The following is a 23,667-nucleotide window of genomic DNA, read 5'->3' as shown; positions in this document are numbered from 1 at the left end:
CCTCGATTAATCCGCTGTTTCGACCCCATCCGGCGGATTAAGCGAGGAAGCGATGGGGTGGGACCGGGGTCAGTCATAGCGGGCCTCGGCGAACCAGCCGGTGCCGGCGAGTGCGAGCAGCCACGCCGTCCCGTCAGCGTCGACCAGCTGGAAACGGAACAGCGCGCGGGAGAGGGACGCATCCCACCACCGCTCCCGCACCGGCCACGGGCCCGCCCACGACCCCACCGGGCGCGCATCCCGTGTCTGACCGGTGGGGGAGAAGCGGACGATCGGCGCCGTCACGTCACCGCGGTCGGTCACCTCGACCGGGGTGCCCTCCTCGGTCAGCACGGCGACGGGACGCGGCACCTCGAACACGGTCGACGGCGCAGGGGCGGGCAGGGACCCGGGCCACGGGCGGTCGGCGCGGGCGACCCCCACCGGACGGTCGCCCCACGGCACCAGCACCTGCCGCTCGGCGGGTGCCCTCCCACCCGCGATCGTCGCGGTGAGCACGGCGTCGTGCCCGAGCATGCTCTGCACGCGGGTGAGGCCGTGGTGGATGCGCTCATCGGCCCCGCCGCCCCACAGGCCGTCCTCGTGGTGGCCGATGTCGTCGACCGCGGCGGGCTCCAGCACGACGCGGGCGATCGGCGACGCCAGGCCCGAGTCGATCGAGCCTGCGCCCTGCAGCTGCCAGCGCACGCGGTCCACCACATCCGGGGCCGAGAACAGCCGCGGGTGCAGCCAGGTGCGCTCGCCGACGCGGCCGGATTCGTCGGTCACCTCGATCCGCAGCGACGTGCACACGAGCCCGGCCTTGGTCAGGGCGGCCACGAACTGCTCGGCCGTGCCGCGGACGGCGAACGTCACCTGGTCGACCCGGTCGAGGGGAGGCTCGAACTCGATGGCGCGGTCGAGCTGCTTCGGTGGGGTGCGCGGCACCACTGCGGCGCCGTCGAGCCCGCTGGCGAGGGTGTGCGCGTGCTCGCCCCTCTCGCCGAACCGCTCCCGCATGTCGACGCGGGAGAGCGCGGCGATGTCGCCGAGGGTGTGCAGGCCGAGGCGGCGCAGCAGCGGGGTCAGGTCGGCGAGACCCAGCTGGGCCACCGTCAGGGGCGCCAGGAACGCGGGGGAGTCGCCGGCCGGGATGACGCGCACGCGGGAACGGCCGGTGGAACGGGCGGCCTGCTCGGCCGCGAACGGTCCGTCGGCGATGCCGACCCGCGCGTCCGGCAGGCCCAGTCCCTCCAGGCAGCGCAGCAGCTCGGCGGCCGCCTCCTCCTCGCCGCCGTAGTAGCGAGCGGGGCCGCGTGCCCGCAGCACGCAGGTGCCGGGCCGCACCGGCTGCACGCCGGGCGTGATCTCCTCGATGGCGGCGAGCACCGGCTCGAAAGCGCGCGCATCCAGCACGGGGTCGTACGTGATCACCTCCAGCTGCGGGCAGCGCGCCTGCGCCTCGCGCATCCGCAGCCCGCGCTTCACGCCGTCGGCGCGCGCAGCGTCAGAGCAGGCGAACACGAGGCCCTTCTCGACCAGCGCCAACGGCAGGTCGGCGGCGAGGTCGAGCGCCTGCCGGGCAGCGATCACCGGCCAGTCGGGGCACCACAGCACGATCGTGCGGGTGACGGCGGGCTGGTGCGCGGTGTTCCTGCTCATCGTCGTGCCCCTGTGGTATGGGTGCCCACATTCGTGCCGAATGTCCCGTTTCCCGGGGCGAAAAGCGACATTCGGCACGAATGTCGCGGGGTGGTGCGGGCGGCTGCGTCGCGCATCAGCTCACCGCCTCGAGGCGGGTGGGAGCGGACGCGCGGAAGCTCTCATCCACCGCAGGCAGCCACAGGTCGGCGGTGCGCCGCGGTCCGGCGCCGCCGCGTGGCGCGGACTCCACCGTCACCCGGCGTGACGAGAGGTAGCCGTTGCCGGCGCCGAGCCCGTCCCAACCGCTGCGCGCGACCGTCAGGGTCGCCTCCACCTGGGGCCAGTCGCCCGCGACGATGAGGGTCGACTCGCGCTGCCGCAGCCGGGCGCTGAGGCGGGCGACGTCGCCGTCTCTGGCGCGGGACGGCGGCGCGACCACGACCACGCTGAGCACGTCGACGATGGCAGCGGTCACGGTCAGCCAGTCGTCGCCGGGATGCGGCACAAGCACCAACCTCTCCAGGTCGATGCCGAATCGCCCGGCCGCCTCGGCTCCGAAGTCGGGCATCCCGACCACCCCGCACCACGCGCCGGCTGCGCTCGGGCCGGCCAGCATGGCCATCAGCAGTGTGGTCGACCCCCGCACCGAGTAGGCCGCGCCGGCCTTGAGCGCGCCGCCGGGAAGCAGCAGGGAGAGCGCGGGATGCGTCTGCAGCGTCCGGCTCTCGAGCTTGGTGGCCTGCATCTGGCGGATGCGGGTCTGCAGCTCGTGCACCTGCGCCCGGTCGACGACCGGTTCGCTGAGGTGCTGGGCTGCGAGTGACACCCTCCTATTTTCGAACACATGTTCGAAACTCGCAAATGTATTTTGGAGCGTTCGTGCCTAGGCGGAGATGTTCGGAAGTGTACGCCGCGGGTCCGACAGCGTCCGGTCTCCGGCGTCGAAAACGGAGGACAACCCGTCCCCTCCGGCGCCGCGCCTCCTCCCTTCATGGCGATCGCACGCACGCCGGACCGTGACTCCTCCCGTTTCCCGACGCCTCCTCACCCACCCGAAACGGAGGAGATTCGGCCGCAGGGAGGGGCAGAACGTAGGGAACGGAGGAGAACTGGGCCCTTCTTCGCCGAGACTCCTCCAGGCCCCGACAATCAGGGCTGCGCCGAGCCCGGATCCGGTCAGGCTTGCCTGGCCGTCAGGGCTCGGTGACGAAGTCGATCAGCTGCTCGACGCGGCCGAGAAGCTCCGGCTCCAGGTCGGAGTACGACCGCACCTGACCGAGGATGCGCTTCCAGGCGCGGGCGATGTCGGCCTGGGACGCGTGCGGCAGTCCGAGCGCAGCGCAAATGCCGTGCTTCCACGGCACCGACCGCGGGATCGTCGGCCATTCCGAGAGTCCGACGCGAGCGGGCTTCACCGCCTGCCAGATATCGACGAACGGATGCCCGACCACGAGGACGTGCGCGCCGTAGGGGCCGCGCGCCACCTGATCCGCGATCCGGCTCTCTTTGGAGTTCGGGACGAGGTGGTCGACCAGTACGCCGATCCGCCGGTCGCGGTCGGGGCGGAACTCCTTCACGATCGCGTCCAGGTCGTCGACACCCTCCAGGTACTTGACGACGACGCCCTCGACGCGCAGGTCGTCGCCCCAGACGCGTTCGACGAGTTCGGCGTCGTGCCTGCCCTCCACGAAGATGCGGCTGGCCCGGGCGACACGGGCCTTCTGGCCGTCGACCGCGAACGACCCGGACGCCGTCCGGGACGGGCCGGACGGCGCGCGCGACGGCGCGACGAGCCGTACCGGCTCGCCGTCGATGAGGAAGGAGCCGGTCAGGGGGAACACGCGCTTCTTGCCGAAGTAGTCCTCCAGCTCGATGGTCTGCGCTTCGAGTCGGCTCACGGCGCCGCAGAACCCGGTGGCGGCATCTTCGACCACCAGATCTCTCACCGCTTCCACTGTCGGGACGGGCTTGCGCCCGGCGTTCTTCCAGTCGCCGGCCAGCACATCCGTTCCGTAGCGGTCGTCCATCACTCGATGGAGGCTATGCGACCCGACCCGGCAGGCGAGGGAGCCACGCTGCGCTCGACGCCAAACCGGACCGCTCAGCCGGACCCGCAGGAGCTCAGTCGAACACCCGCACCAGCTGCCAGGACCGGTCGATTGCGTCGTGGCGGACGTCGAACACGTGGGCGACGCCGTCTTCATCCGTTCCCTGGAACCGCCAGCCGCCGATCTCTCGGGGAAGGCTCCCGACGGTGTACCGATGCTCGCCGAACGGCCGCCACCACGTGCAGATCTCCGCCCAGACGGTCGGGGTGTCGGAGACCCGGTAGCGGGTGGATCGCCACACCAGCCTCGTGGGGATTCCCTCGTCGGTCGTCCACACGGCGACCGCCTCATTGATCTCGGTCATGCTACTCACCTCGCCTATCGAACATATGTTCGAGTCGAGTGTAACCGTGCACGGCCGACACCGCACCCGCGCTGCGGACTCAGGTTGCGGAGCGGAAGCGTCTGACGACCTGCCACAGGGCGAGACTCCCGACCACCGCCAGCACCCCTGCGCCCGAGTACGTCAGCAGGTCGGAGCCGAGGCCGCCGGTCAGGGGGATGACCGGCACCGGCAGTTGCTTATTGACGACGTCGGGGAGCGTTACCGTCAACGTGCCCGCTGTGATGGTGACGGGGATCGGCCTCGGATCGAGTACGAAGCCCACGGGCGCCCGGGTCTCGACCAGGTGATATGTCCCCGGCCCGAATCCCGTCAGCTGGAACAGCCCGCCCATCGGATCTCTGTCAGGCCCGGTGCAGAGCGCAGCTGACTCTTCGCTGCAATCCGGCACGACGATGTCCGGCGCCGTCGGTCGCCCTGCGTCATCGACCGGCGTCACGGTCCAGGCGGCGCCGGCGAGCAGATTGCTCGCCCCGGTCGCGTCGACCTTGCGCCACACCAGGTCGGCGACCAGGACCTCCACGGCGACGGTGCACGCCGGATCGTGTGTGTCGGGAGGACAGTTGTTGCCGCGCGTCGGTGAGACGACGGTGTTCTCGAGCCGGTGGTCTCCGAGGTCGGGGCTGATGACCGTGGCCGAGTAGGTGATCGTCGCCGACGCACCCGGCGCGAGGGCCCCTGACCAGGAGAGGACTGGACGGGCATAGGAGACCGAGCCTGTGGATGCCGCATGGTCGCCGTTGTACGTCGCCTCGGCGAGAACGTCGGTCAGGTCGTCGGTGAACGCTGCCCGGTCATAGGCCTGCGAGCCCGTATTGCGAACGGTGATTTCGAAGGCCGCTCTCTCGCCCGGCCGAACCGATTGTTGCGGAGAGGTCTTCGCGACGGCCAGCGAGCACTGGGAATCGTCCGCCTGCACGGCGAAGATCACCGGCCCCGTCCCATTCCCTCCTGGACCGTCGGTGCCTGTCGCCGAGTTCAGGATCGACCACGCCTGGTTCCACAGCCCTGTCGGGGCCGCATCGCAGGCGCGCGGCGGCACGACGGTCTGGAAGCACAGCTGCAAGGGGTCGCCCTTCCAGCTGACGGAGATCTGTGCGTGCGCCGCAACCGCTGCATTCGTGACGTCGATCAATGTCACGGTGGCCGTCAGGGAGGTCACCGCCGACGGGATGGACGCGAGACTCAGCTCCGCTCCGGCCGCCATCCGTATGTTGTCGTAGCCGGCGAGCACCGCACCGTTCTGATCGCGGATGGTGATGAGTGCGCTCGAGTAGGCCGCCGAGGCGATCCCCGGAAGCGTGAGCGTGTCCCATCCACGGAACGATTCGGCCCCGCTGCCGCAGTAGTACGCCGCGGGGGTGACCGCGACGGTCTGGGGAACGGAGTTCGTGCAACCCCCGCCGGTGCGCGCGCTGAAGAACCGGATCTGACCGGAGTCGGCGGTGGCGACCAGGCAGTCGGGTCCCAGTTCGGTGACCGGCATGACCGTGTAGTTCTTCGCGTTGGGGACGTTGTTGAAGCCGACGCACGACGGCACCGCTCCCGAACCCGAGTAGGTGGCAAAGTCGCGGCACATGACCTGGTCACCGTTCGACACGTAGACCTTCGTGCCGGTGACATACGGGCTGCCGGGCGAGCCGTAGCCCGCAGTGAAGTTCGCCCCCGTGCCGGCATACGGATTGGTCGACAGGGACACCCCCGAGAGATCCCAGCAGGAGGAGGAGGTGCCTCCACCGTTCGTGACCGTGCACACGCCGGTCAGCACGCCGGCCGCCGAAAGCACGGGCACGAACGGGGTGCCGCCGGGAAACGCAGCAGGCGAACTCGGCCGCGGCCACAGTCCCGGGCACAGACCGGTCTTCACGTTGTAGCAATAGGTGCTCCATGGCGTGGTGGCCGTCTGCTGGACCGTGATGAACACGTAGTCGCCGAACGGGGCCGCGCTGAGCACGTTGGCGCTGGTGACGCCCGACATGAGGGTGCCGACGCCTGCACAGAGCTCGCCGTCAGGGGTCAGGCACGTGAGGGAGGCCGATCCGTTGCTGACCGAGGCACTGTAGAAGTTTCCATCCGATGCCGGCAGGCCCATGCCGCCGATCTGGGCCGAGAACGAGTTGCTCACCACCGGTCCCGACCGCGGGAGGTAGCCGCAACTCGTCGGTGTCACGGTGGACAGGTCGAGACAGGCCAACCCAGCGCTGGTCGCGTCCGAAGGACCGGCGTACCAGTACATCCGGTCTCCTGAGATCCAGGTGCCGTTCGCCGACGCGGTGACACCCGCGAAAGAGGTCCCTGTCCCGATCGGTGTCCCGATCGCCGCCGACCACTGCTGTACATTGCTGTCGGTCGGCCAGCCGGGACACGTCGCACCGTTGAACTGTGCGCAGAACACGATTCGGCCCCCGCTGTGGTGATAGATGGCGTAGACGAGTCCGTTGTGGACGACAGCGTTGAACGCATCCCCTCCGGTCGTGGCGAGATTGACCGTCGGCGCGGCGGTGAATGGCAGAGAACGCTGCTGCTTGCCTCGCGGTACCAGCGTTCCGCTGAGTCCCACCCCGGTCACGGTGGCCGGGGGAGTACCCGGCTTCCAGTCCGTTGCGTCGTCGGTCGAGTATTGCGGGCTCAGTGTGCCCGCGGGGTTGGGGTTCGGTGGCAACTCCAGCGAGCCGGGGACATAGGTTCCGGCGTTCGCGAGGAAGTCGAGCACCGAGAGCGCTGCGTCGTCGTTGGCTTTGTTCTCATAGCTGAGCGTCCATTTCAGCGTGTCGCCCGGCTTGGCGGTGCCCGTCACGGCGCCGCCCGGTGCGTCGGCGGAGGCCGCCGTCGAGCCGTTCGTGAGATTGACGGCAGTCTTGTAGAACGTCGACACCGCGGTGTCCGCCGCGTTCGAGTAATACTGCGGCAGGATCAGGGCGGCCGTCGCTGAGCCCACCGCGAGGCAGGCCAGCACCGTGACGATGCCCCAACGTCGTCGTCCGACGGTCCGGGATGTGGAACGACGTGCCATGACCGGCTTCCTCTCTCGTGCCCTCGGGCTGTGCGGGATGGGGTACGAAGACCCCAATATGAGGACGAGGACGGAAGCCGCGCTGTGACGGCAGGCTGCGTCCTATGCAGGCAACCACAGCAAAGCAGGCGGTCGGAGACGCGGACGTCCCCTCCACCACGGACGCACCCTCCTGGCATACTGACGGCATGGCCGACATCGCGGATCCGTCCGGCGCTTCGCTGCGCCTCAGCAACGACGAACGGGAGCGTGCCGTCGCGGCACTGCAGTCCCATGCCGGCGAGGGGAGGCTGACCGACGATGAGTTGCAGACGCGCATCATCGCGGCGCGGTCAGCGGTCACTCGCGGCGACCTCACGCCACTGTTCGCCGACCTCCCGGGCGGCCTGCGCCTCGACCCCTCGCACTTCGGCGGGCACCCCGCGCAATCAGGGCCGGCGCAACAGGCACCCGGGCAACCCGCGCCAGGCCCCCAGTACCCGCAGCAGTCCTACCCGCAGCCGCCATACGCCCAGCAGCCGTATGACACTGGCACCAGCGCCGGTTGGGGCGGAGGCAGCCGCGAGCCGTCCAGCCGTTGGGGCCTGCTCATCGTGTCGGTCATCCCGTTCGTGTCGCTCATCCTGTTCTTCGTCACGGGGATGGCGTGGGGCTACCAGTACAGCTGGCTCTGGTTCCTGCTGATCCCGCTGGTCGGCGCGATCGCGTACGGATCGGGTCCCAGCCGGCGCAGATGAGGGCGCGTCAGCCGATCGTCGCGCCGAACAGCAGGCCGAGCAGGTACGTCGCCGCGGCAGCCCCATAGCCGATGAGCAGCTGACGGACGGCCCGCTTGAGCGGCGAAGCTCCGGAGAGCAGCCCGACGACGGCTCCGGTCCCCAGCAGAACGATGCCGACCAGCACGGCAGCGACGATGATCGCCGGTGTCCCGGTCATGCCGAAGAGGAACGGCAGGATCGGGATCAACGCCCCCGACGCGAAGAAGCAGAAGCTCGACAGCGCGGCATTCCACCCGGTGCCGATCGCTTCGTGCTCGTCGTCCGACCCGTCCGAGGCAGTGGGTGCGATCGGGATGGGCGAGGTCACCGCCTGCAGTTGGGAGAGCACTTCGCGGGCGTGCTCGGCTGCTTCCTCGGGCGACATCCCACGCGCCCGGTAGACCAGCGTCAGCTCATTCGCATCCACGTCGAGGTGAGGGAGGGCGGATCCGGTCTCCGGATTGGGGGAGGAGGCTTCGAGCAACTCGCGCTGCGACCGCACCGAGACGTACTCGCCCGCACCCATGGAAAGGGCTCCCGCCAACAGCCCGGAGATGCCGGTGAGCAGCACGACGTGGCTTGCGACGCCACTGGCGCTCACGCCCAGGACGAGCGCCAGGTTGCTGACCAGGCCGTCGTTGGCGCCGAACACGGCCGCGCGGAACGTTCCAGAGAGGCGTTGCCGCCCGCGCGCGGCGAGAGCGCGCACGACCTCCTCGTGCACCTGCTCGTCCGCCGCCATCTGCGGGGTCGCGTCGCTGTCTTCGGCGTACGGCGAGCGGGCCTCCGCTCGCTGCGCGAGCGCGAGCACGAAGACGGAGCCGAACCGGCGGGCCAGCCAACCGAGCATCCGGGTGCGGACGTCGCCGCGGAGCGGCCGGCCCTCGCTCTCCCCGAGCAGGTCGACCCAGTGCTGTTCATGACGGCCCTCCGCCTCGGCGAGCGCGAGGAGGATCTCTCGCTCCTCGCCCTGCCGGCGGCTGGCGAGGTCGCGGTACACCGAAGCCTCAGCCCGCTCGTCGGCGAGGTAGCGACGCCACCTCTTGATGTCGGAGGGGGTCGGGGTGCGGGCTGCGGTCGTCATCTCTTCGAGTTTAACGGGGGCGGGACGCATTTCCTTCCGAGCCGCCCGCTGCAGCGCTCGCCGCTGAGGTGCTCGCTCCGCCGTCCATTGTCAGCGCGGCCGCCGACCGGGTGAAGCGCTCGCCCCAGTCCGCCGCGGCCAGCACCGCCTCTTCCGGTCCGACGATCCGGAAGGGCGCATCCACCGCGGCCAGACCGAACAGTGCCCACTCCGCGCTTTCCGCGGTGATGTGGACGGCGCTGGTCCCGTCGCCGTTGGCCTCGACCGTGCACCAGCGTCCCAGCACCTCGACGACGCGGTCGTACGGCGCCTCGACCGTTGCGTCCACCACCATCGGCTCGACGATGCTGTGGAGGGATTCGCGCACGTACTCGGCGGCGTCTTCCGCGGGCAGCGCGCGCGGGCGGAACCGGGTGCCGGTGGGGCGCGGTTCGGCGATGCGGTCGAGCCGGAAGCTGCGCCAGTCGAATCGGGTCAGGTCGTACGCGACCAGGTACCAGCGCCGCTCGATGGAGACGAGGCGGTGGGGCTCCACCGCGCGCGTGGATGCCTGCCCGTCCCGTGCGACGTAGGCGAATTCGATCCTCTCCTCGTCCCGGCAGGCCTGAGCGAGGGCGGTGAGAACACCCGCGTCCGCGATGGGCGACGGTCCGAGGCTGGTGGAGAGCGTCGTCATCCGCAGCGCGTCGACGCGGCGGCGCAGACGTGGCGGCATCACCTGCACCACCTTGGCGAGGGCGCGGACGGAGGCCTCGTCGATCCCCGCGATGCCGCTCTGGGCCGCGGTCCGCAGGCCGACCGCGAGCGCGACGGCCTCGTCGTCGTCGACGACGAGCGGGGGGAGGGACGCGCCCGCCGCCAGCTGGTAGCCGCCCGCCACGCCGCGGGTCGCATCCACGGGATAGCCGAGGTCGCGCAGGCGCTCGACGTCGCGCCGCAGCGTGCGCGGCGAGACCCCCAGTTGCTGTGCGAGCTCCTGACCGGGCCAGTAGCGGTGGGTCTGGAGCAGCGAGAGGAGTTGGAGTGCTCGGGAGCCGGTGCTTGCCATGCTTCAATTGTGGCGAGGATGCGGTCGCATAGTGTCCGCTATGGCCGCAATCTGGAACGCGCGGCGTCAGTCACCGCTTGTGGTCGCCGGCACCAGCGCCTCCGCCCCCGGTCGCGACAGGGTGAGCACCGCCTCCGTCACCCATGGCGACTGCTCGAGCTGCTCCTCGATGTCCTGAAGATCGGCCGCGACATCCGACTCGGGGTCGTCGCCCCTCAGATCCACCGCGGCCACCAGGTAGAACCGCTCCGGACCGACGTACTCGATGTGCAGGTACGTCACCCGCTCGACCTCGGGATGCCGCAGCAGCGTCGTCAGGACGATCTGCCAGGCGCGATCAGACCCGGGCTCGCCCAGGAGGAACCGCCGATTCCGCTCGATGAGTACGACGGCCACGATGGCCAGCAGCACGCCGATCAGGATGGAGCCCAGCGCATCCCAGAACGCATTGCCCGTCAGCTCGTGCAGCAGCAGACCGAGGAAGGCGATCACCAGCCCGACGAGCGCCGCCGAGTCCTCGGCGAAGACCGCTCGCAGGGTCGGGTTCGAGGTGCTGAACACGTGCTCCAGGGTTCCCGTGCCGGTCGACGAAGCCTTCTCGTGCCGGACGGTACGACTGGAAGAACGAGATGCCTTCGAAGACGAAGGCCGCCGCCAGCACGAGGTAGCCGATGAGGTACTCGGTCTCCTCCTCCTGGGAGTTCAGCGCGGAGACGCCGTGCATGATCGAGACGACCGCTCCCGCGGTGAACAGACCCACCGCCGCGAACAGGCTCCAGACGTACGCATCGCGGCCGTAGCCCCCGGGATGGGATGCGTCGCGTGGCTTCGCGGCCGAGCGTTCCGCCTGGATCAGGAAGATCTCGTTGCCCGCGTCGGCCCACGAGTGCGCCGCTTCGGCGACCAGGGACGCTGAACCGGTGATCACCGCGGCGACGGTCTTCGCGAGCGCGACCAGGATGTTGGCGACGAAGGCGAGCACGACCGTGAACAGGCTCGACGAGGATCGCTTCTTCTCGGGCATGGCGACACCATATCCCCGCCGCCGGACGGCCGAGCCCGAGCGTGTACAGACCGCCTGGCACAGCAAAAGGCCCCGGTCGCCGACCGGGGCCTTTTCGTTCTGTGTCCGAGGGGGGACTTGAACCCCCACGCCCTATACGGGCACTAGCACCTCAAGCTAGCGCGTCTGCCATTTCCGCCACCCGGACTCAGGTGTGCGGCCTCCGGACTTCTCCGGCTGCCGAAGAAAAACCCTAGCATGGATTCTCCGAGCGGGATCACCTCGAACGGAACCCCGGGCGTGGCGGCGCGCGGCCATTCGAGGCCCGGTAGCGTACAGGGATGACCGACGAACTCCGCACCCCCGCGTCCACTCCTGACGAGACCGTCGGCCTCGACGAGACCGCGGTCATCGCCCGCGATCTGATCCGCTTCGACACCACGAACTACGGTGAGGGGCGGTCGAACGGCGAAGCCGACGCCGCAGAGTACGTGGAGGCGAAGCTCGCCGAACTGGGGCTGAGGCCGCAGGTCTTCGAGTCGGATCCCGGCCGCGTGAGCGTCGTCTCGCGCGTCGAGGGCGCCGACCCGAGCAAGCCGGCGCTCGTCGTTCACGGTCACCTGGATGTGGTGCCCGCCGACCCCCGCAACTGGACGGTCGACCCCTTCGGCGGCGAAATCAAGGACGGCCTGCTCTGGGGTCGCGGTGCCGTCGACATGAAGAACATGGATGCGATGATCCTGACCGCGGTCGGCGACATCCTGAACGCGGGGGAGCGTCCGGCACGCGACCTGGTCGTGGCCTTCTTCGCCGACGAGGAGGACGGCGGCCGTCGCGGTTCGCACCACCTCGTCGACAACCACCCGGAGCTGTTCGCGGGAGCGACCGAGGCGATCAGCGAAGTCGGCGGCTACTCCATCGACCTGGCCGGTCGGCGCGCCTACCTGCTGCAGACCGGCGAGAAGTCGCTGGTCTGGATCAAGCTGATCGCCCGCGGACGCGCTGCTCACGGCTCGCGACTCATCCGCGACAACGCGATTACCAAGCTGGCTGAGGCCGTCGTCACGATCGGTCGCGAGGAGTGGCCGCTCCAGCTCACCGCGACGACGATGCGCCTGATCGGCGAACTCGGCCGGCTCCTCGACGTCGACCCGCAGCGCATCGGCCCGGACGAGGTCGTCATCCGCACCGGCACGGCGGCCGGTTTCATCCTCGCCACACTGCGCACCACCACCAACCCGACCGTTCTCGAGGCGGGTTACAAGCACAACGTCATCCCGGATACGGCGGAGGCGTTGATCGACATCCGCACGCTGCCCGGCGAAGAGGATGCGGTGCTCGCCCGGGTCCGGGAGCTGATCGGCGACGACGTGGAGATCCAGGTCATGCACCGCGACATCGGCCTCGAGGCCGAGTTCGGCGGTGGCCTCGTCGATGCCATCACGGGCACGCTGCAGCGGCACGACCCGGAGGCGCCCGTGCTGCCGTACCTCCTCTCGGGCGGCACCGACAACAAGGCGCTGAGCAAGCTCGGGATCACCGGATACGGCTTCGCGCCGTTGCGCCTGCCCGCGGATCTCGACTTCCCCGGTATGTTCCACGGAGTGGATGAGCGGGTGCCCCTCGACGCGCTAGTGTTCGGAAGGACCGTGCTCCGCGACCTTCTGCGCTCCTACTGACCCCGGGAACCTCATCACCGTATGGACTTCATCAACGCTCTGATCCTCGGCCTCGTCCAGGGGCTCACCGAGTTCCTCCCGATCTCGTCGTCGGCCCACATCCGAATCGTCGGGGAGCTGCTCGGGACCGGCGCCGACCCCGGCGCCCGCTTCACCGCGATCATCCAGCTCGGCACGGAAGCAGCGGTGCTGCTGTACTTCTGGCGCGACATCGTACGGATCGTCGCGCAGTGGTTCCGCGCGCTGTTCGGCCGCATCCCACGGAACGACCCGGACGCACGGATGGGATGGCTCGTCATCCTGGGCAGCATTCCGATCGTGGTGCTCGGCCTGTTCTTCCAGAACCAGATCGAGACGACGTTCCGTTCGCTCTGGATCGTCGCCACGACGCTCATCGTCTTCGGCATCCTGCTCGGGATCGCCGACTGGGTCGGGGCCAAGACCAAGCGCCTGCGGGAGCTCTCGTGGGTGGATGGCATCATCTTCGGCTTCGCGCAGGCGCTGGCGCTGATCCCGGGTGTCTCGCGCTCGGGCGGCACCATCACCGCAGGGCTGTTCATGGGCTACCAGCGCCGTGCCGCCGCGCGCTACTCGTTCCTCCTGGCGCTCCCCGCGGTCTTCGGCAGCGGCTTCTACCAGCTGTACAAGGCCGTCAAGGAGCCGTGCACGCAGGCGCTCGCAAGCGCCGGCACCTGCACGCCCGAGGTCTTCGGCCCGGTAGAGACGGCCGCAGCGACCGTCGTCGCCTTCGTGGTGGGACTGCTGGTCATCGCGCTCTTCATGGGTTACATCTCGCGCCGCAGCTTCCTGCCGTTCGTCATCTACCGCATCGCGCTCGGCGCACTGCTGATGGTCCTGCTCGCCACCGGCGTCCTGCAGGCCTGATCCGGCCGCTACGGTCGCGGGATTTGGCGCAAATCGCGGTTATGCGCCCGCCACAACCATGATTTGGCGCAAATCGCGGCGTCGCCACAACCGCGATTTGGCACGAATCGTCGTTCTGCCGTCGCGACAGCGCACATTCGGCACGAATTGTCGTTATGCCGTCGCCGAAGCGCACATTCGGCACGAATCTCTGGAGCCGGCCAGGCGCGCGGCGCGGTCAGCCGCGGCGCGGGTCGTCGGGCGCGCGGCCCGCTGTGCCACCATCGCGTCCGTCGCCCCGGCGGCGGAGGTAGCGCTCGAACTCCTGCGCGATCGCCTCGCCGCTCGCCTCGGGGGAATCGACGGTGTCCCGCGCCTGCTCCAGCTGCTGGATGTACGACGCCATCTCTTCGTCGTCCGCCGCGAGCGCGTCGATGCCCGCCTCCCAGGCGGCCGCCTCATCGACGAGCGTCCCGCGCGGGATCGTCACGTCGACCAGTTCTTCCAGCTTGTCGATCAGCGCCAGCACCGCCTTCGGGCTGGGCGCGTTGTGCACGTAGTGGGGGACCGACGCCCAGATCATGATGGTCGGGATGCCCACGTCCTCCGCCCCTTCGGCGAGCGCGCTGAGGATCCCGACCGGCCCCTCGTAGTTGGAGCGCTCGACGCCGAGCTCGGCCCGGACCGCGGCGTTGTCGCTGGACGCGAAGACCGAGATCGGGCGCGTGTGCGGAACGTCGGCGAGCATGGCGCCGAGGAAGACGACTGCGCCGATGTCGGCGGCGAGGGCCACATCCATGACCTCGGCGGTGAAACTACGCCAGCTGCGGGACGGTTCGGTGCCGAGCAGCAGGAAGATGTTCCCCGCATTGTCGCCCGTGACGGTCAGCTCGGCGTCACCGGCGAGGTCTTCGGGGACACGCCCGGGCAGGGAGGGGCCGTATACAGCCGCGGACGGCCAGATCAGGCGGCGGCGCCCATCATCGTCGGTCACCACGGGCCGGTTGAACTGGAAGTCGAAGTAGAGCTCAGGGTCGACCTCCGCGATGGGGACCACCTCGAGCTGTTCCTTGAGCGTCTTCACCGCACCGCTGGCCGCTTCGCCCGCGTCGTTCCAGCCTTCGAACGCAACCACGAGGATGCGGCCGCCGAGGATGTTCTGTCCGTCAGTCACGAAGTCGTCCCTCGTCCTTCCCGGCGACCGGTCGGAGCGCCATCCCTCAAGGATAGGCCCGTGCCTCTGCCGATAGACTTGCCCGTTGTGACCGCGTCTTCCCCCCGCAGCGAACAGGCCCCCATCGAACAGGATGCGGCCGGGCTCCCCGCTGCCGTCCTGTGGGATATGGACGGCACCCTTGTCGACACGGAGCCGTACTGGATGGCCTCCGAGCAGGAGCTCGTCGGCTCCTTCGGCGGCACCTGGACCCACGACGACGGTCTGCTGCTCGTCGGGCTGGGCCTGTGGAACTCGGCAGAGATCCTGCGTTCGCGCGGTGTCGACCTGGACGCTGACGAGATCGTGCAGTGGCTGACCGACCGCGTGCAGCAGAAGCTCGACCAGGATGGCGTGCCATGGCGGCCCGGCGCCCGTGAACTGCTGGAGTCGCTGCGGCAGCGCGGCATCCCCACCGCCCTGGTGACCATGTCGGTGCGCCGGATGGCGGAGCAGATCGTCGGGCACATCCCCTTCGACGCGTTCGACGTCATCGTGAGCGGCGACGAGGTGGATGAGCCGAAGCCCGCACCCGAGCCGTACTTGCGAGCTGCTCGCCTGCTCGGTGTGGACGCGGCGGACACCGTCGCCATCGAGGACTCCCTGGTCGGCCTGTCGTCGGCGGTCGCCTCGGGCGCCGCGACGATCGGTGTCCCTCACATCGTGCCGTTGCCCGAGTCGGATGCGCACACCCTGTGGGGGTCGCTGGAAGGCCGGACCGCCGACGACGTCGTCGCGGTGGCCCGCGCCCGCCGAGAGGCGGTCGGACGATGAACGAGACGCGACGCAGCTCCGGCCCGTTCCGCGCGGGCGATCGCGTGCAACTGACGGGTCCGAAGGGCCGCATGAACACCATCACCCTGGAGCCCGGCAAGCTGTTCCACAGCCACCGCGGCGTCCTGGAGCACGACGCGATCATCGGTCTCCCGGACGGCTCGGTCGTCAGCAACAATGCCGGTGTCGAACACCTGGCGCTTCGCCCGCTTCTGACCGACTTCGTCATGTCGATGCCGCGCGGTGCGGCGATCGTCTACCCGAAGGATGCGGCGCAGATCCTCGCCCTGGCGGACATCTTCCCGGGCGCGACCGTGGTCGAGGCGGGCGTCGGCTCCGGCGCCCTGTCGCTCTGGCTGCTGCGCGCCATCGGTCCGGAGGGGCAGCTGCTGTCGTTCGAGCGGCGTGAGGAGTTCGCCGAGGTCGCCCGCGCCAACGGGGCCACCTTCCTCGGGGCCGACCCTGAGAACTGGACGCTGACCGTCGGCGACCTGCAGGATGCCCTGCCCGCCGCCGTCGAACCGGGGACGGTCGACCGGGTCGTACTCGACATGCTGGCCCCGTGGGAGACGCTGGATGTGGTCACCCAGGCACTCAAGCCCGGCGGAGTCGTCATCTGCTACGTCGCCACTGTCACGCAGCTGTCGCGCGTCGCGGAGGCGATCCGCGCCTCCGGAGACTTCACTCACCCGCAGTCGAACGAGACCATGGTGCGCGGCTGGCACGTCGAGGGGCTGGCGGTGCGACCCGATCACCGGATGATCGCGCACACCGGCTTCCTGATCACGGCCCGGCGGCTCGCGCCCGGGACGGTCCTGCCGGAGCTCAAACGGCGTCCCTCCAAGTCCGACTATTCCGATGCGGACGTCGAGGCATGGACACCCGGCGCGCTCGGCGAGCGGCAGTCCAGCCCGAAGAGTCTCCGCAAGCGCATGCGCGAAGCCACCGCGAGCGCCGATCTGGCGAAGTCGCGTGGTTCCGATGAGGACGCTGATGCTCCGCTGGACACGGACGAGGACGCTCCGAGCGTCGGCTAGCATGAGTCACCGGGACACCGCGCGTCGACGACGGCTGTCCCGCGCCCCCACCGAACGCACCGAAAGAGGACCCGTGCCTGGAGCAGTCCGCCGCGCAACCGCCCGCACCCGAGCGACCGTGCTCGGTCGTGCAGCCGCCGTCATCGGAGCCTCCGCCCTGGTGGCCGTGGCCCTGACCGGATGCTCCACGAATCCGAACGCAGACTGCGGCACGGCGCTCCCATCGGGTTCGGCGTCGCAGCTGGTGGAGGCCACGGGCAAGATCGGTGCCAAGCCGAAGATCACGGTGCCGACGCCGCTCGACACGAAGAAGTCCGAGCGCACCATCATCACCGAGGGCACCGGCGAGCAGGTGCACCAGGGCCAGGTCGTCGAGATCCAGTACACGATCCTGGACGGTGCGACCGGCGCGGTGCAGCAGACCTCCTACGGCAGCGGCGACACGTACCCGCTAGCGCTCGGTGCCGGCAACGCGGCGCTGAGCAAGGGGCTCCAGTGCGCTCCTGTCGGCTCGCGCGTCGCCGTCGTGATCTCCCCGAAGGACGCGGGCGGTTCCGGTGCGACCAGCTCCGGAGTGATCGTGGTCGACATCCTGAAGGCCTACCTGGCGAAGGCGAACGGCGCCGTCCGGCCGTCCGCGTCCGGGTTCCCGACCGTGGTGCTCGCACCGACCGGCCAGCCCGGCATCACCATCCCGTCGTCCGGCTCGACTCCGAAGTCGTTGCGCACGGAGCAGCTCAAGGCGGGCGACGGCGCCACGGTCAAGAAGGACTCGCTGGCGATCCTGCAGTACACCGCAGTGGGCTGGGACAATAAGAACATCGTCTTCTCCAGCTGGCAGTCCGGCTCGCCCGACCTCGTGTCCATCGGCACCGGTCAGAGCCAGCTGAACCAGGCGCTCCCTCAGGCCGTCCTCGGCCAGCTCGTCGGCAAGCAGGTCGGCTCGCAGGTCGTCATCGAGGCGCCTACCGAGGGCCAGGTTCCCGCGGCCGCGTGGGTCGTCGACATCCTGGGGATCCGCTAGCCCGCGCACTAGGATGGACGGGTGTCCCGTTCCTCGTCCTCGCCCGCGCGCGTCCCGGTCGAGGAGCGTCTGTTCAGCCTCGTGCTGGCGCTGCTCGCCACCGAGAACGGCCTGACCAAGAGCGAGATCCTGTCGACCGTGCAGGGATACCGCCAGCGGTACGAGGCGCACGGTGACAACAGCAGCCTGGAGCGCCAGTTCGAGCGCGACAAAGACGACATCCGTGAGCTCGGGGTTCCGCTGGAGACGGTCGAGGCACCGGAAGCATCCGGCAACAATCAGCTGCTCCGCTACCGCATTCCGAAAGGCGCATACGACCTGCCCGCCGACGTGGTCTTCTCGCCGGAGGAGCTCACGCTGCTGGGCCTGGCCGCCGCGGTGTGGCGCGAAGGCTCGTTGTCGGGGGAGTCGCGTCGCGCCCTCATGAAGCTGCGGTCGCTCGGCGTCGAGGCGGACGATCCGGTGGTCGGCTACGCTCCCCGGCTGCGGGTGCGCGAGACCGCTTTCGAGCCGTTCAGCCAGGCGCTCGAGCGGCACGTCGTGGTCCAGTTCCCGTACCTCAAGCCGGGTGAGAGCGCCTCGCGGCAGCGCACCGTCGCTCCACTCGCGCTGGTGCAGCACCAGGGTCGCTGGCACCTGCAGGGCATCGACCAGGAGGCGAACGGGTCGCGTACGTTCCTGCTGTCCCGCGTCGTCGGTCCCGTGAAGCTGACCGCACGGGTGTTCGACCCGGAGCAGTATCGCGTCGGCGGCGAGGCGTTCGCCGATCGAGCGCTCCTCGAGCTGGAGCGGATCTGGGAGTCGAACGTCGCCGAGATCGAGGTGACGGCCGGCACGGATGCGGCCACTCGGCTCGGAAAACGTTACGGCGATGCCGTTCCCGTCGGCGCCGAAGGGCAGCCGATGCGCCTGACCGTGAACTTCTCCGACAGCAACATCCTCGCGGACCAGCTGGCCTCGTTCGGCCCGGAGGTCCTGGTGCTCGCGCCGCAGGAGCTGCGCGACCAGGTGCTGCAACGACTCGAAGCGGTCGTCGCCGGGCACGGCGGCACACCGGACACCGCGGGGGAGAGTGCGCATGGCTGAGCGCCGCAAGCCGATGCAGGCGCAGGACAAGCTCGCGTTCCTGCTTGCTCTCGTGCCGTACCTGATGGACCGCGACCGGGTCAGCGTCGCCGAGGCCGCCGAGCACTTCGGCGTCGAGCAGGAGCAGCTGCGCGACGCGGTGCGCCTGATCGCTGTCTCCGGCATCCCCGGCGAGACGAACGCGTACCAGCCCGGCGATCTTTTCGACATCGCCTGGGACGACTTCGAGGAGAACGACCAGATCGTCCTCACCCACCAGGTGGCGATCGACGACTCGCCGCGCTTCTCGGCGCGCGAAGCGGCAGCACTGATCGCGGGCCTGCAATACCTGACGGCCCTGCCCGAGAATGCCGACCGGGATGCGATCGGCTCGCTGATGGCCAAGTTGGCGCGCGGCGCATCCGCCGCCCCGAGTCAGCTCGCGGTGGCTCGATCCGAGACCGACGAGGTCCTGGCGACCATCCGCGACGCCGTCATCGCCGGTGTGCAGGTGGAGTTCGACTACCTGAGCTCGCGCGGAGAACACGAGCGCCGCCGCGTCGACCCGTTGCGGATCGAGTCGGTCGATCAGGACTGGTATCTGCGCGGTTGGGACCACCTGCGTACGGCCATCCGCACGTTCCGGCTGGATCGCATCGACGACCTGGTCGCGACGCAGGAGTCGATCACCTACCGGCCGGGCGACGTGAAGCTCCCCGAGACGCTGTTCACCGGCACCGACGAAGATCAGCTGGTGACCGTGGATGTGTCCGCGTCCGCGATCCGCCTCATCGAGGACTACATCCCCGAAGGTGCCGAGCGCGAGGACCGGGGAGGCGTCATCCGCACGAGCGTCCGTGTCGCCCACTTCCACGGCCTCAAGCGGCTGGTCGCGGGGCTTTCCGGCGTGCTCACGGTGCTCGACCCGCCCGAGGCACGTCAGGTGGTCGCCGGCTGGGCGCGTGCCGGTGCCGAGCGGTACACCGGCAGCCAGAACGTTCAGCGCTAGGCTGGGCACGTGCCCTGGTGGTCGTGGCTGCTGATCTGGACCGTGCTCGTGCTCGGTCTCCTCGGCATGCTCGGCTTCTTCGCCTGGTGGCTGTTCCGCAAGGTCGTCGCGGCCGGGCGCGAGGCCGCTGCGCTGATGGAGAAGGCGGAGGTGCTGTCCCGCCGGTCCGACGAACTGCACGAACGCTTCGAGCCGGCCGTGCTCAAGGATGCCGAAGAACTGCGCGCCGAACGCTACGACCTGCTTACCGCTCGCGCGTACGCCCGGCAAGCTCGCAGGGATGCGCGGGTCAGGCGCGGTAGACTACTGGTCGATGTGGACCCGGCAACGGTTCCCAACCGCTTCGCCCACCTTTTGAGAAGGACCTGATCTCATGTTCGCAGGACTGACCGGATGGCATCTGCTCATCATCCTCGCCGTGATCCTGCTGCTTTTCGGTGCGCCGAAGCTTCCCGGACTCGCTAAGAGCATCGGCCAGTCCATGCGGATCTTCAAGGGTGAGGTCGACGAGCTGAAGAAGGACGGCAAGGGCGACAAGGCCGACCCGGCCGCCGACGGTACGGTTCAGAACACCGTCGCGCCCAGCGCACCCGCCCCGGCTCCCGTAGCGCAGGCTCCAGTTGCCCCGGCTCCCGTGCCGCCGGCTCCGGTCGACCCCTCGACCGAATCCAAGCCGAAGTCCTAGTCCGGTGGCCTCCACCAAGCGAGGCAAGACCCGCGAAGGACGGATGACGCTCGCCGAGCACTTCATCGAGCTTCGCAAACGCCTCTTCCGTTCGGCGCTGGCCCTCTTCGGTGGCGCCGTCGTCGGGTGGTTCCTGAGCGACTACGTGATGAACGCGATGCGCGGTCCGATCACCGACATCGCGAAGCAGCAGGGCCGTGAGGCGATGCTGAACTACGACAGCATCACCGGCGCCTTCGACCTCAAGATGCAGGTGGCGATCACCATCGGGGCGATCATCTCCAGCCCCATCTGGCTGTACCAGATCTGGGCCTTCTTCGTTCCCGCCATGACGCGCAAGGAGCTGAAGTACGGGTTCGGCTTCTTCTTCACGGCCGTCCCGCTATTCATCGCTGGGGGAGTGACCGGCTGGCTGCTCGTTCCGCACATCGTCAGCCTGCTGACGAGCTTCGCCCCGGAGGCCGATTCGGCGATCATCGGTGCGAAGACGTACTTCGACTTCATCCTCAAGCTCGTCCTTGCGGTCGGTATCGCGTTCGTTCTTCCGGTCTTCCTCGTGCTGCTCAATTTCGTGGGTGTTCTGAGCGCGAAGTCGATCATCGCCTCGTGGCGCTGGGCGCTCATCCTGATCGCCCTGTTCACGGCGATCGCGACCCCCGCGGCCGACGTGCTCTCGATGTTCCTGCTGGCGATCCCGATGGTGGCGCTGTATTTCGCCGCCTACGGGGTCGCCTGGCTGCACGACCGCCGCGCCGTCAAAGTGGCGAACCGGCTGGAGGCCGAGCTCGCCGCGTAGCGGCACCAGGCGCCGGTCGGAGCTCCGGTCCCGGCTTACGGTCGCCGAGCGGGCATAGGCTGGACAGGTGACCGATCAGACGCTCTCGCCGGCGGAGCGGTTCGCCGCCTCGCGCGACCGGGCCCGCCAGCCCCTGCTCGAGACCTTTCGTGAGGGACTCCGCTTCGACCTCGATCCGTTCCAGCGCGAGGCGTGCGCCTCCCTGGAACGCGGAAGCAGCGTCCTGGTCGCCGCCCCGACGGGTGCGGGCAAGACCATCGTCGCCGAGTTCGCGGTGTTCCTGGCGATGCGGGAAGCCAACGCGAAGGTCTTCTACACAACGCCGATGAAGGCCCTGAGCAACCAGAAGTTCCAGGAGTTCGTCGACGCGTACGGGCCGGAGTCCGTCGGTCTGCTGACCGGCGACACCAACATCAACTCGCGCGCCCGGATCGTCGTCATGACGACCGAAGTGCTGCGCAACATGCTGTACGCCGACTCGGACCTGCTTACCGACCTCGCGTACGTCGTCATGGACGAGGTGCACTACCTCGCCGACCGGTTCCGGGGGGCCGTGTGGGAGGAGGTCATCATCCACCTGCCGTCGGAGGTGCGGATGGTGTCCCTCAGTGCCACCGTGTCCAACGCCGAGGAGTTCGGCGACTGGCTGCAGGCGGTGCGCGGGGACACGGAGGTCGTGGTGTCGGAGGAGCGTCCGGTGCCGCTGGAGCAGCACATCCTGATGCGCTCGAAACTGATCGACCTGTTCGACTCGTCGGGCCTGGCCGCGACGAACAGAGTGAATCCTGAGCTGGTGCAGATGGCCCGCTACGGCGGCCGGGTGCTCAGCAGCCGGCAGATGCGGGACGTGGGCCGCTACCACTCCAAGGGCGGTCGTCCCGACGGGTACCGGATGAACCGGGCAGACCTCGTCGGGTTGCTGAACGACCGCAATCTGCTCCCCGCCATCTTCTTCATCTTCAGCCGGAACGGGTGCGACGCGGCGGTCAAGCAGGTGCTGCGCGCCGGCGTGCGGCTGACCGAACAGCACGAGCGCGACGAGATCCGCGAGATCGTGGAGGATCGCTGCCGCACACTCCTGGATGAGGACCTCGCCGTGCTCGGCTACTGGGAGTGGCTGGAGGGACTGGAGCGCGGTGTCGCCGCGCACCACGCGGGAATGTTGCCGGCCTTCAAGGAGGTCGTCGAGGAGTTGTTCCGCCGTAAGCTCGTAAAGGCGGTCTTCGCGACCGAGACGCTCGCGCTGGGAATCAACATGCCCGCGCGAACGGTCGTGCTCGAGAAGCTGGAGAAATTCAACGGCGAAGCGCGTGTCCCGATTACCCCGGGGGAGTACACGCAGCTGACCGGTCGCGCCGGCCGTCGCGGCATCGACGTCGAGGGCCATTCCGTCATCCAGTGGGAGGACGGCCTCGACCCGCAGTCCGTCGCGTCGCTCGCCTCCCGGCGCAGTTATCCGCTGAACTCCAGCTTCCGCCCGACCTACAACATGGCCGTGAACCTGATCGACCAGTTCGGGAGGCCCAGGACGCGGGAGATCCTGGAGTCGTCGTTCGCGCAGTTCCAGGCCGACCACGCGGTGGTCGACCTGGCGCGCAAGGCGCTCCAGCAGGAGCAGTCGCTCGCCGGTTACGAGGAGGCGATGACCTGCCACCTGGGTGACTTCCGGGAGTACTTCGGCATCCGGCGCGAGCTGACCGACCTCGAGCGCAGGGGCTCCCGGATCGAGTCGTCCTCCAGCAGCGACCGCGAGAAGCGCCAGCGGCAGCTCGCGGCGCTCCGCAAACGGATGAAGGACCACCCCTGCCACCGCTGCACCGAACGCGAGCAGCACGCCCGCTGGGCGGAGCGCTGGTGGAAGCTGAAGCGCGACACCGACAAGCTGCGGTCGCAGATCCAGTCGCGGACCGGCGCGGTCGCGAAGGTGTTCGACCGGGTGTCCGACGTCCTGCTGGAGTTGGGCTACCTCCAGGAGGAGGACGGCGAGGTTGCGTTGACGGTCCATGGACGCACGCTCAAGCGCATCTACGGCGAGCGGGATCTGCTGGTCGCCGAGTGCCTGCGCCGCAACGTCTGGAAGGACCTCGACGCCCCCGGACTCGCCGCGATGGCGTGCGCTCTGGTGTTCGAGCCCCGTCGGGACGACGGACTTGCCAGCGAGCGCACCCTGCCGCGCGGGGCGTTCCGGCCCGCCCTGGAGCGGACGGTCGAGCTCTGGAGCAAGCTGGACGACCTGGAGCAGGACAACCGCCTGCCTGGCAGCGAGCCCCCGTCGACGACCATCGCGCTGGCAATGTGGATGTGGTCGCGCGGTTCGGGCCTCGATGCGGTGCTGTCGGAGGCGGACATGGCGGCTGGAGACTTCGTCCGGTGGGCCAAGCAGACGATCGACCTCCTCGATCAGCTGTCGCTCGTCGCACAAGGGAACGTCGGGCGCGTCGCGCGGCAGGCGCTCGAGTCGATCCGCCGGGGAATCGTCGCCTACTCATCAGTGGCGTGAGTCGGCGGCGTGAGTCGGCGGCGTGAGTCGGCGGCCTGAGC

General features: G+C 69.2%; 20 protein-coding genes, 1 tRNA gene and 1 pseudogene. 12 read left to right on the top strand and 10 right to left on the bottom strand.

Annotation, left to right across the window (positions count from 1 at the left end; genetic code table 11):
* Positions 1 to 69: 69 nt before the first annotated feature.
* The 5 genes from AB4Y74_RS08670 to AB4Y74_RS08650 form a co-directional block, all read right to left on the bottom strand.
* Entirely contained in the window at positions 70 to 1,641 is a 1,572-nt protein-coding gene (locus tag AB4Y74_RS08670; RefSeq protein ID WP_441798694.1) for a DNA polymerase Y family protein, read from the bottom strand.
* A gap of 115 nt (positions 1,642 to 1,756) precedes the next feature.
* On the bottom strand, positions 1,757 to 2,449 hold the full coding sequence (locus tag AB4Y74_RS08665) for a hypothetical protein (RefSeq protein WP_441798693.1): 693 nt from the start codon (positions 2,447 to 2,449) through the stop codon (positions 1,757 to 1,759).
* A 367-nt stretch (positions 2,450 to 2,816) separates the two neighbouring features.
* On the bottom strand, positions 2,817 to 3,650 hold the full coding sequence (locus AB4Y74_RS08660; RefSeq protein ID WP_441800417.1) for a DUF3097 domain-containing protein: 834 nt from the start codon (positions 3,648 to 3,650) through the stop codon (positions 2,817 to 2,819).
* Between the two features lie 94 nt (positions 3,651 to 3,744).
* Positions 3,745 to 4,035, bottom strand: a complete 291-nt coding sequence (locus AB4Y74_RS08655) for a DUF6504 family protein (RefSeq protein WP_441798692.1) — start codon at positions 4,033 to 4,035, stop codon at positions 3,745 to 3,747.
* A 79-nt stretch (positions 4,036 to 4,114) separates the two neighbouring features.
* Positions 4,115 to 7,087, bottom strand: coding sequence for a DUF7927 domain-containing protein (locus AB4Y74_RS08650; RefSeq protein WP_441798691.1), 2,973 nt, complete (start codon positions 7,085 to 7,087; stop codon positions 4,115 to 4,117).
* Positions 7,088 to 7,191: 104 nt separating this feature from the next.
* Here AB4Y74_RS08650 and AB4Y74_RS08645 point away from each other — a divergent pair, with 104 nt between their 5' ends.
* Positions 7,192 to 7,824, top strand: a complete 633-nt coding sequence (locus tag AB4Y74_RS08645; protein ID WP_441798690.1) for a DUF1707 domain-containing protein — start codon at positions 7,192 to 7,194, stop codon at positions 7,822 to 7,824.
* Positions 7,825 to 7,831: 7 nt separating this feature from the next.
* On the opposite strand, the gene AB4Y74_RS08640 is transcribed toward AB4Y74_RS08645, so the two are convergent.
* The 4 genes and pseudogenes from AB4Y74_RS08640 to AB4Y74_RS08625 form a co-directional block, all read right to left on the bottom strand.
* On the bottom strand, positions 7,832 to 8,929 hold the full coding sequence (locus tag AB4Y74_RS08640; RefSeq protein WP_441798689.1) for a VIT1/CCC1 transporter family protein: 1,098 nt from the start codon (positions 8,927 to 8,929) through the stop codon (positions 7,832 to 7,834).
* Between the two features lie 10 nt (positions 8,930 to 8,939).
* Positions 8,940 to 9,977: a helix-turn-helix transcriptional regulator gene (locus AB4Y74_RS08635; RefSeq protein WP_441798688.1), complete on the bottom strand. Its 1,038-nt coding sequence runs from the start codon at positions 9,975 to 9,977 to the stop codon at positions 8,940 to 8,942.
* Between the two features lie 66 nt (positions 9,978 to 10,043).
* A pseudogene (locus AB4Y74_RS08630) lies at positions 10,044 to 11,001 on the bottom strand (cation diffusion facilitator family transporter).
* Positions 11,002 to 11,103: 102 nt separating this feature from the next.
* Positions 11,104 to 11,188: transfer RNA gene (locus AB4Y74_RS08625), tRNA-Leu, on the bottom strand.
* A gap of 133 nt (positions 11,189 to 11,321) precedes the next feature.
* Here AB4Y74_RS08625 and AB4Y74_RS08620 point away from each other — a divergent pair.
* Positions 11,322 to 12,659: a M20/M25/M40 family metallo-hydrolase gene (locus AB4Y74_RS08620; protein ID WP_441798687.1), complete on the top strand. Its 1,338-nt coding sequence runs from the start codon at positions 11,322 to 11,324 to the stop codon at positions 12,657 to 12,659.
* 21 nt (positions 12,660 to 12,680) lie between these two features.
* Complete coding sequence (locus AB4Y74_RS08615; protein ID WP_441798686.1) at positions 12,681 to 13,544, top strand: undecaprenyl-diphosphate phosphatase; 864 nt, start codon at positions 12,681 to 12,683, stop codon at positions 13,542 to 13,544.
* 217 nt (positions 13,545 to 13,761) lie between these two features.
* On the opposite strand, the gene AB4Y74_RS08610 is transcribed toward AB4Y74_RS08615, so the two are convergent.
* Entirely contained in the window at positions 13,762 to 14,697 is a 936-nt protein-coding gene (locus tag AB4Y74_RS08610) for a proteasome assembly chaperone family protein (protein ID WP_441798685.1), read from the bottom strand.
* Between the two features lie 87 nt (positions 14,698 to 14,784).
* Between AB4Y74_RS08610 and AB4Y74_RS08605 the strand changes: the two genes are divergently transcribed.
* The 9 genes from AB4Y74_RS08605 to AB4Y74_RS08565 all read left to right on the top strand — a co-directional run bounded on the left by AB4Y74_RS08605 (position 14,785) and on the right by AB4Y74_RS08565 (position 23,626).
* Complete coding sequence (locus AB4Y74_RS08605; RefSeq protein WP_441798684.1) at positions 14,785 to 15,510, top strand: HAD family hydrolase; 726 nt, start codon at positions 14,785 to 14,787, stop codon at positions 15,508 to 15,510.
* Entirely contained in the window at positions 15,507 to 16,547 is a 1,041-nt protein-coding gene (locus tag AB4Y74_RS08600) for a tRNA (adenine-N1)-methyltransferase (protein ID WP_441798683.1), read from the top strand. Before AB4Y74_RS08605 ends, AB4Y74_RS08600 begins: the two co-directional genes overlap by 4 nt.
* 73 nt (positions 16,548 to 16,620) lie before the next feature.
* Positions 16,621 to 17,571, top strand: coding sequence for a peptidylprolyl isomerase (locus AB4Y74_RS08595; protein WP_441798682.1), 951 nt, complete (start codon positions 16,621 to 16,623; stop codon positions 17,569 to 17,571).
* Between the two features lie 21 nt (positions 17,572 to 17,592).
* Positions 17,593 to 18,657, top strand: a complete 1,065-nt coding sequence (locus tag AB4Y74_RS08590; RefSeq protein ID WP_441798681.1) for a helix-turn-helix transcriptional regulator — start codon at positions 17,593 to 17,595, stop codon at positions 18,655 to 18,657.
* Positions 18,650 to 19,645, top strand: a complete 996-nt coding sequence (locus tag AB4Y74_RS08585) for a helix-turn-helix transcriptional regulator (RefSeq protein WP_441798680.1) — start codon at positions 18,650 to 18,652, stop codon at positions 19,643 to 19,645. The genes AB4Y74_RS08590 and AB4Y74_RS08585 overlap by 8 nt, the downstream gene beginning before the upstream one ends.
* A gap of 9 nt (positions 19,646 to 19,654) precedes the next feature.
* The gene (locus AB4Y74_RS08580) at positions 19,655 to 20,014 is read left to right on the top strand and encodes a hypothetical protein (RefSeq protein ID WP_441798679.1); all 360 of its coding nucleotides are present in this window, start codon (positions 19,655 to 19,657) and stop codon (positions 20,012 to 20,014) included.
* A gap of 4 nt (positions 20,015 to 20,018) precedes the next feature.
* Complete coding sequence (gene tatA, locus AB4Y74_RS08575; protein WP_441798678.1) at positions 20,019 to 20,330, top strand: Sec-independent protein translocase subunit TatA; 312 nt, start codon at positions 20,019 to 20,021, stop codon at positions 20,328 to 20,330.
* Between the two features lie 43 nt (positions 20,331 to 20,373).
* Positions 20,374 to 21,126: a twin-arginine translocase subunit TatC gene (gene tatC, locus AB4Y74_RS08570; protein ID WP_441800416.1), complete on the top strand. Its 753-nt coding sequence runs from the start codon at positions 20,374 to 20,376 to the stop codon at positions 21,124 to 21,126.
* A 67-nt stretch (positions 21,127 to 21,193) separates the two neighbouring features.
* A complete protein-coding gene (locus tag AB4Y74_RS08565) occupies positions 21,194 to 23,626 on the top strand; it encodes a DEAD/DEAH box helicase (protein WP_441798677.1) in 2,433 nt (810 codons plus the stop codon).
* The last annotated feature ends 41 nt before the right edge of the window (positions 23,627 to 23,667 follow it).

It is taken from the genome of Leifsonia sp. RAF41, assembly GCF_052114085.1.
GTDB lineage: Bacteria > Actinomycetota > Actinomycetes > Actinomycetales > Microbacteriaceae > Leifsonia.
This window is presented reverse-complemented; position numbering and strand designations above follow the sequence as displayed.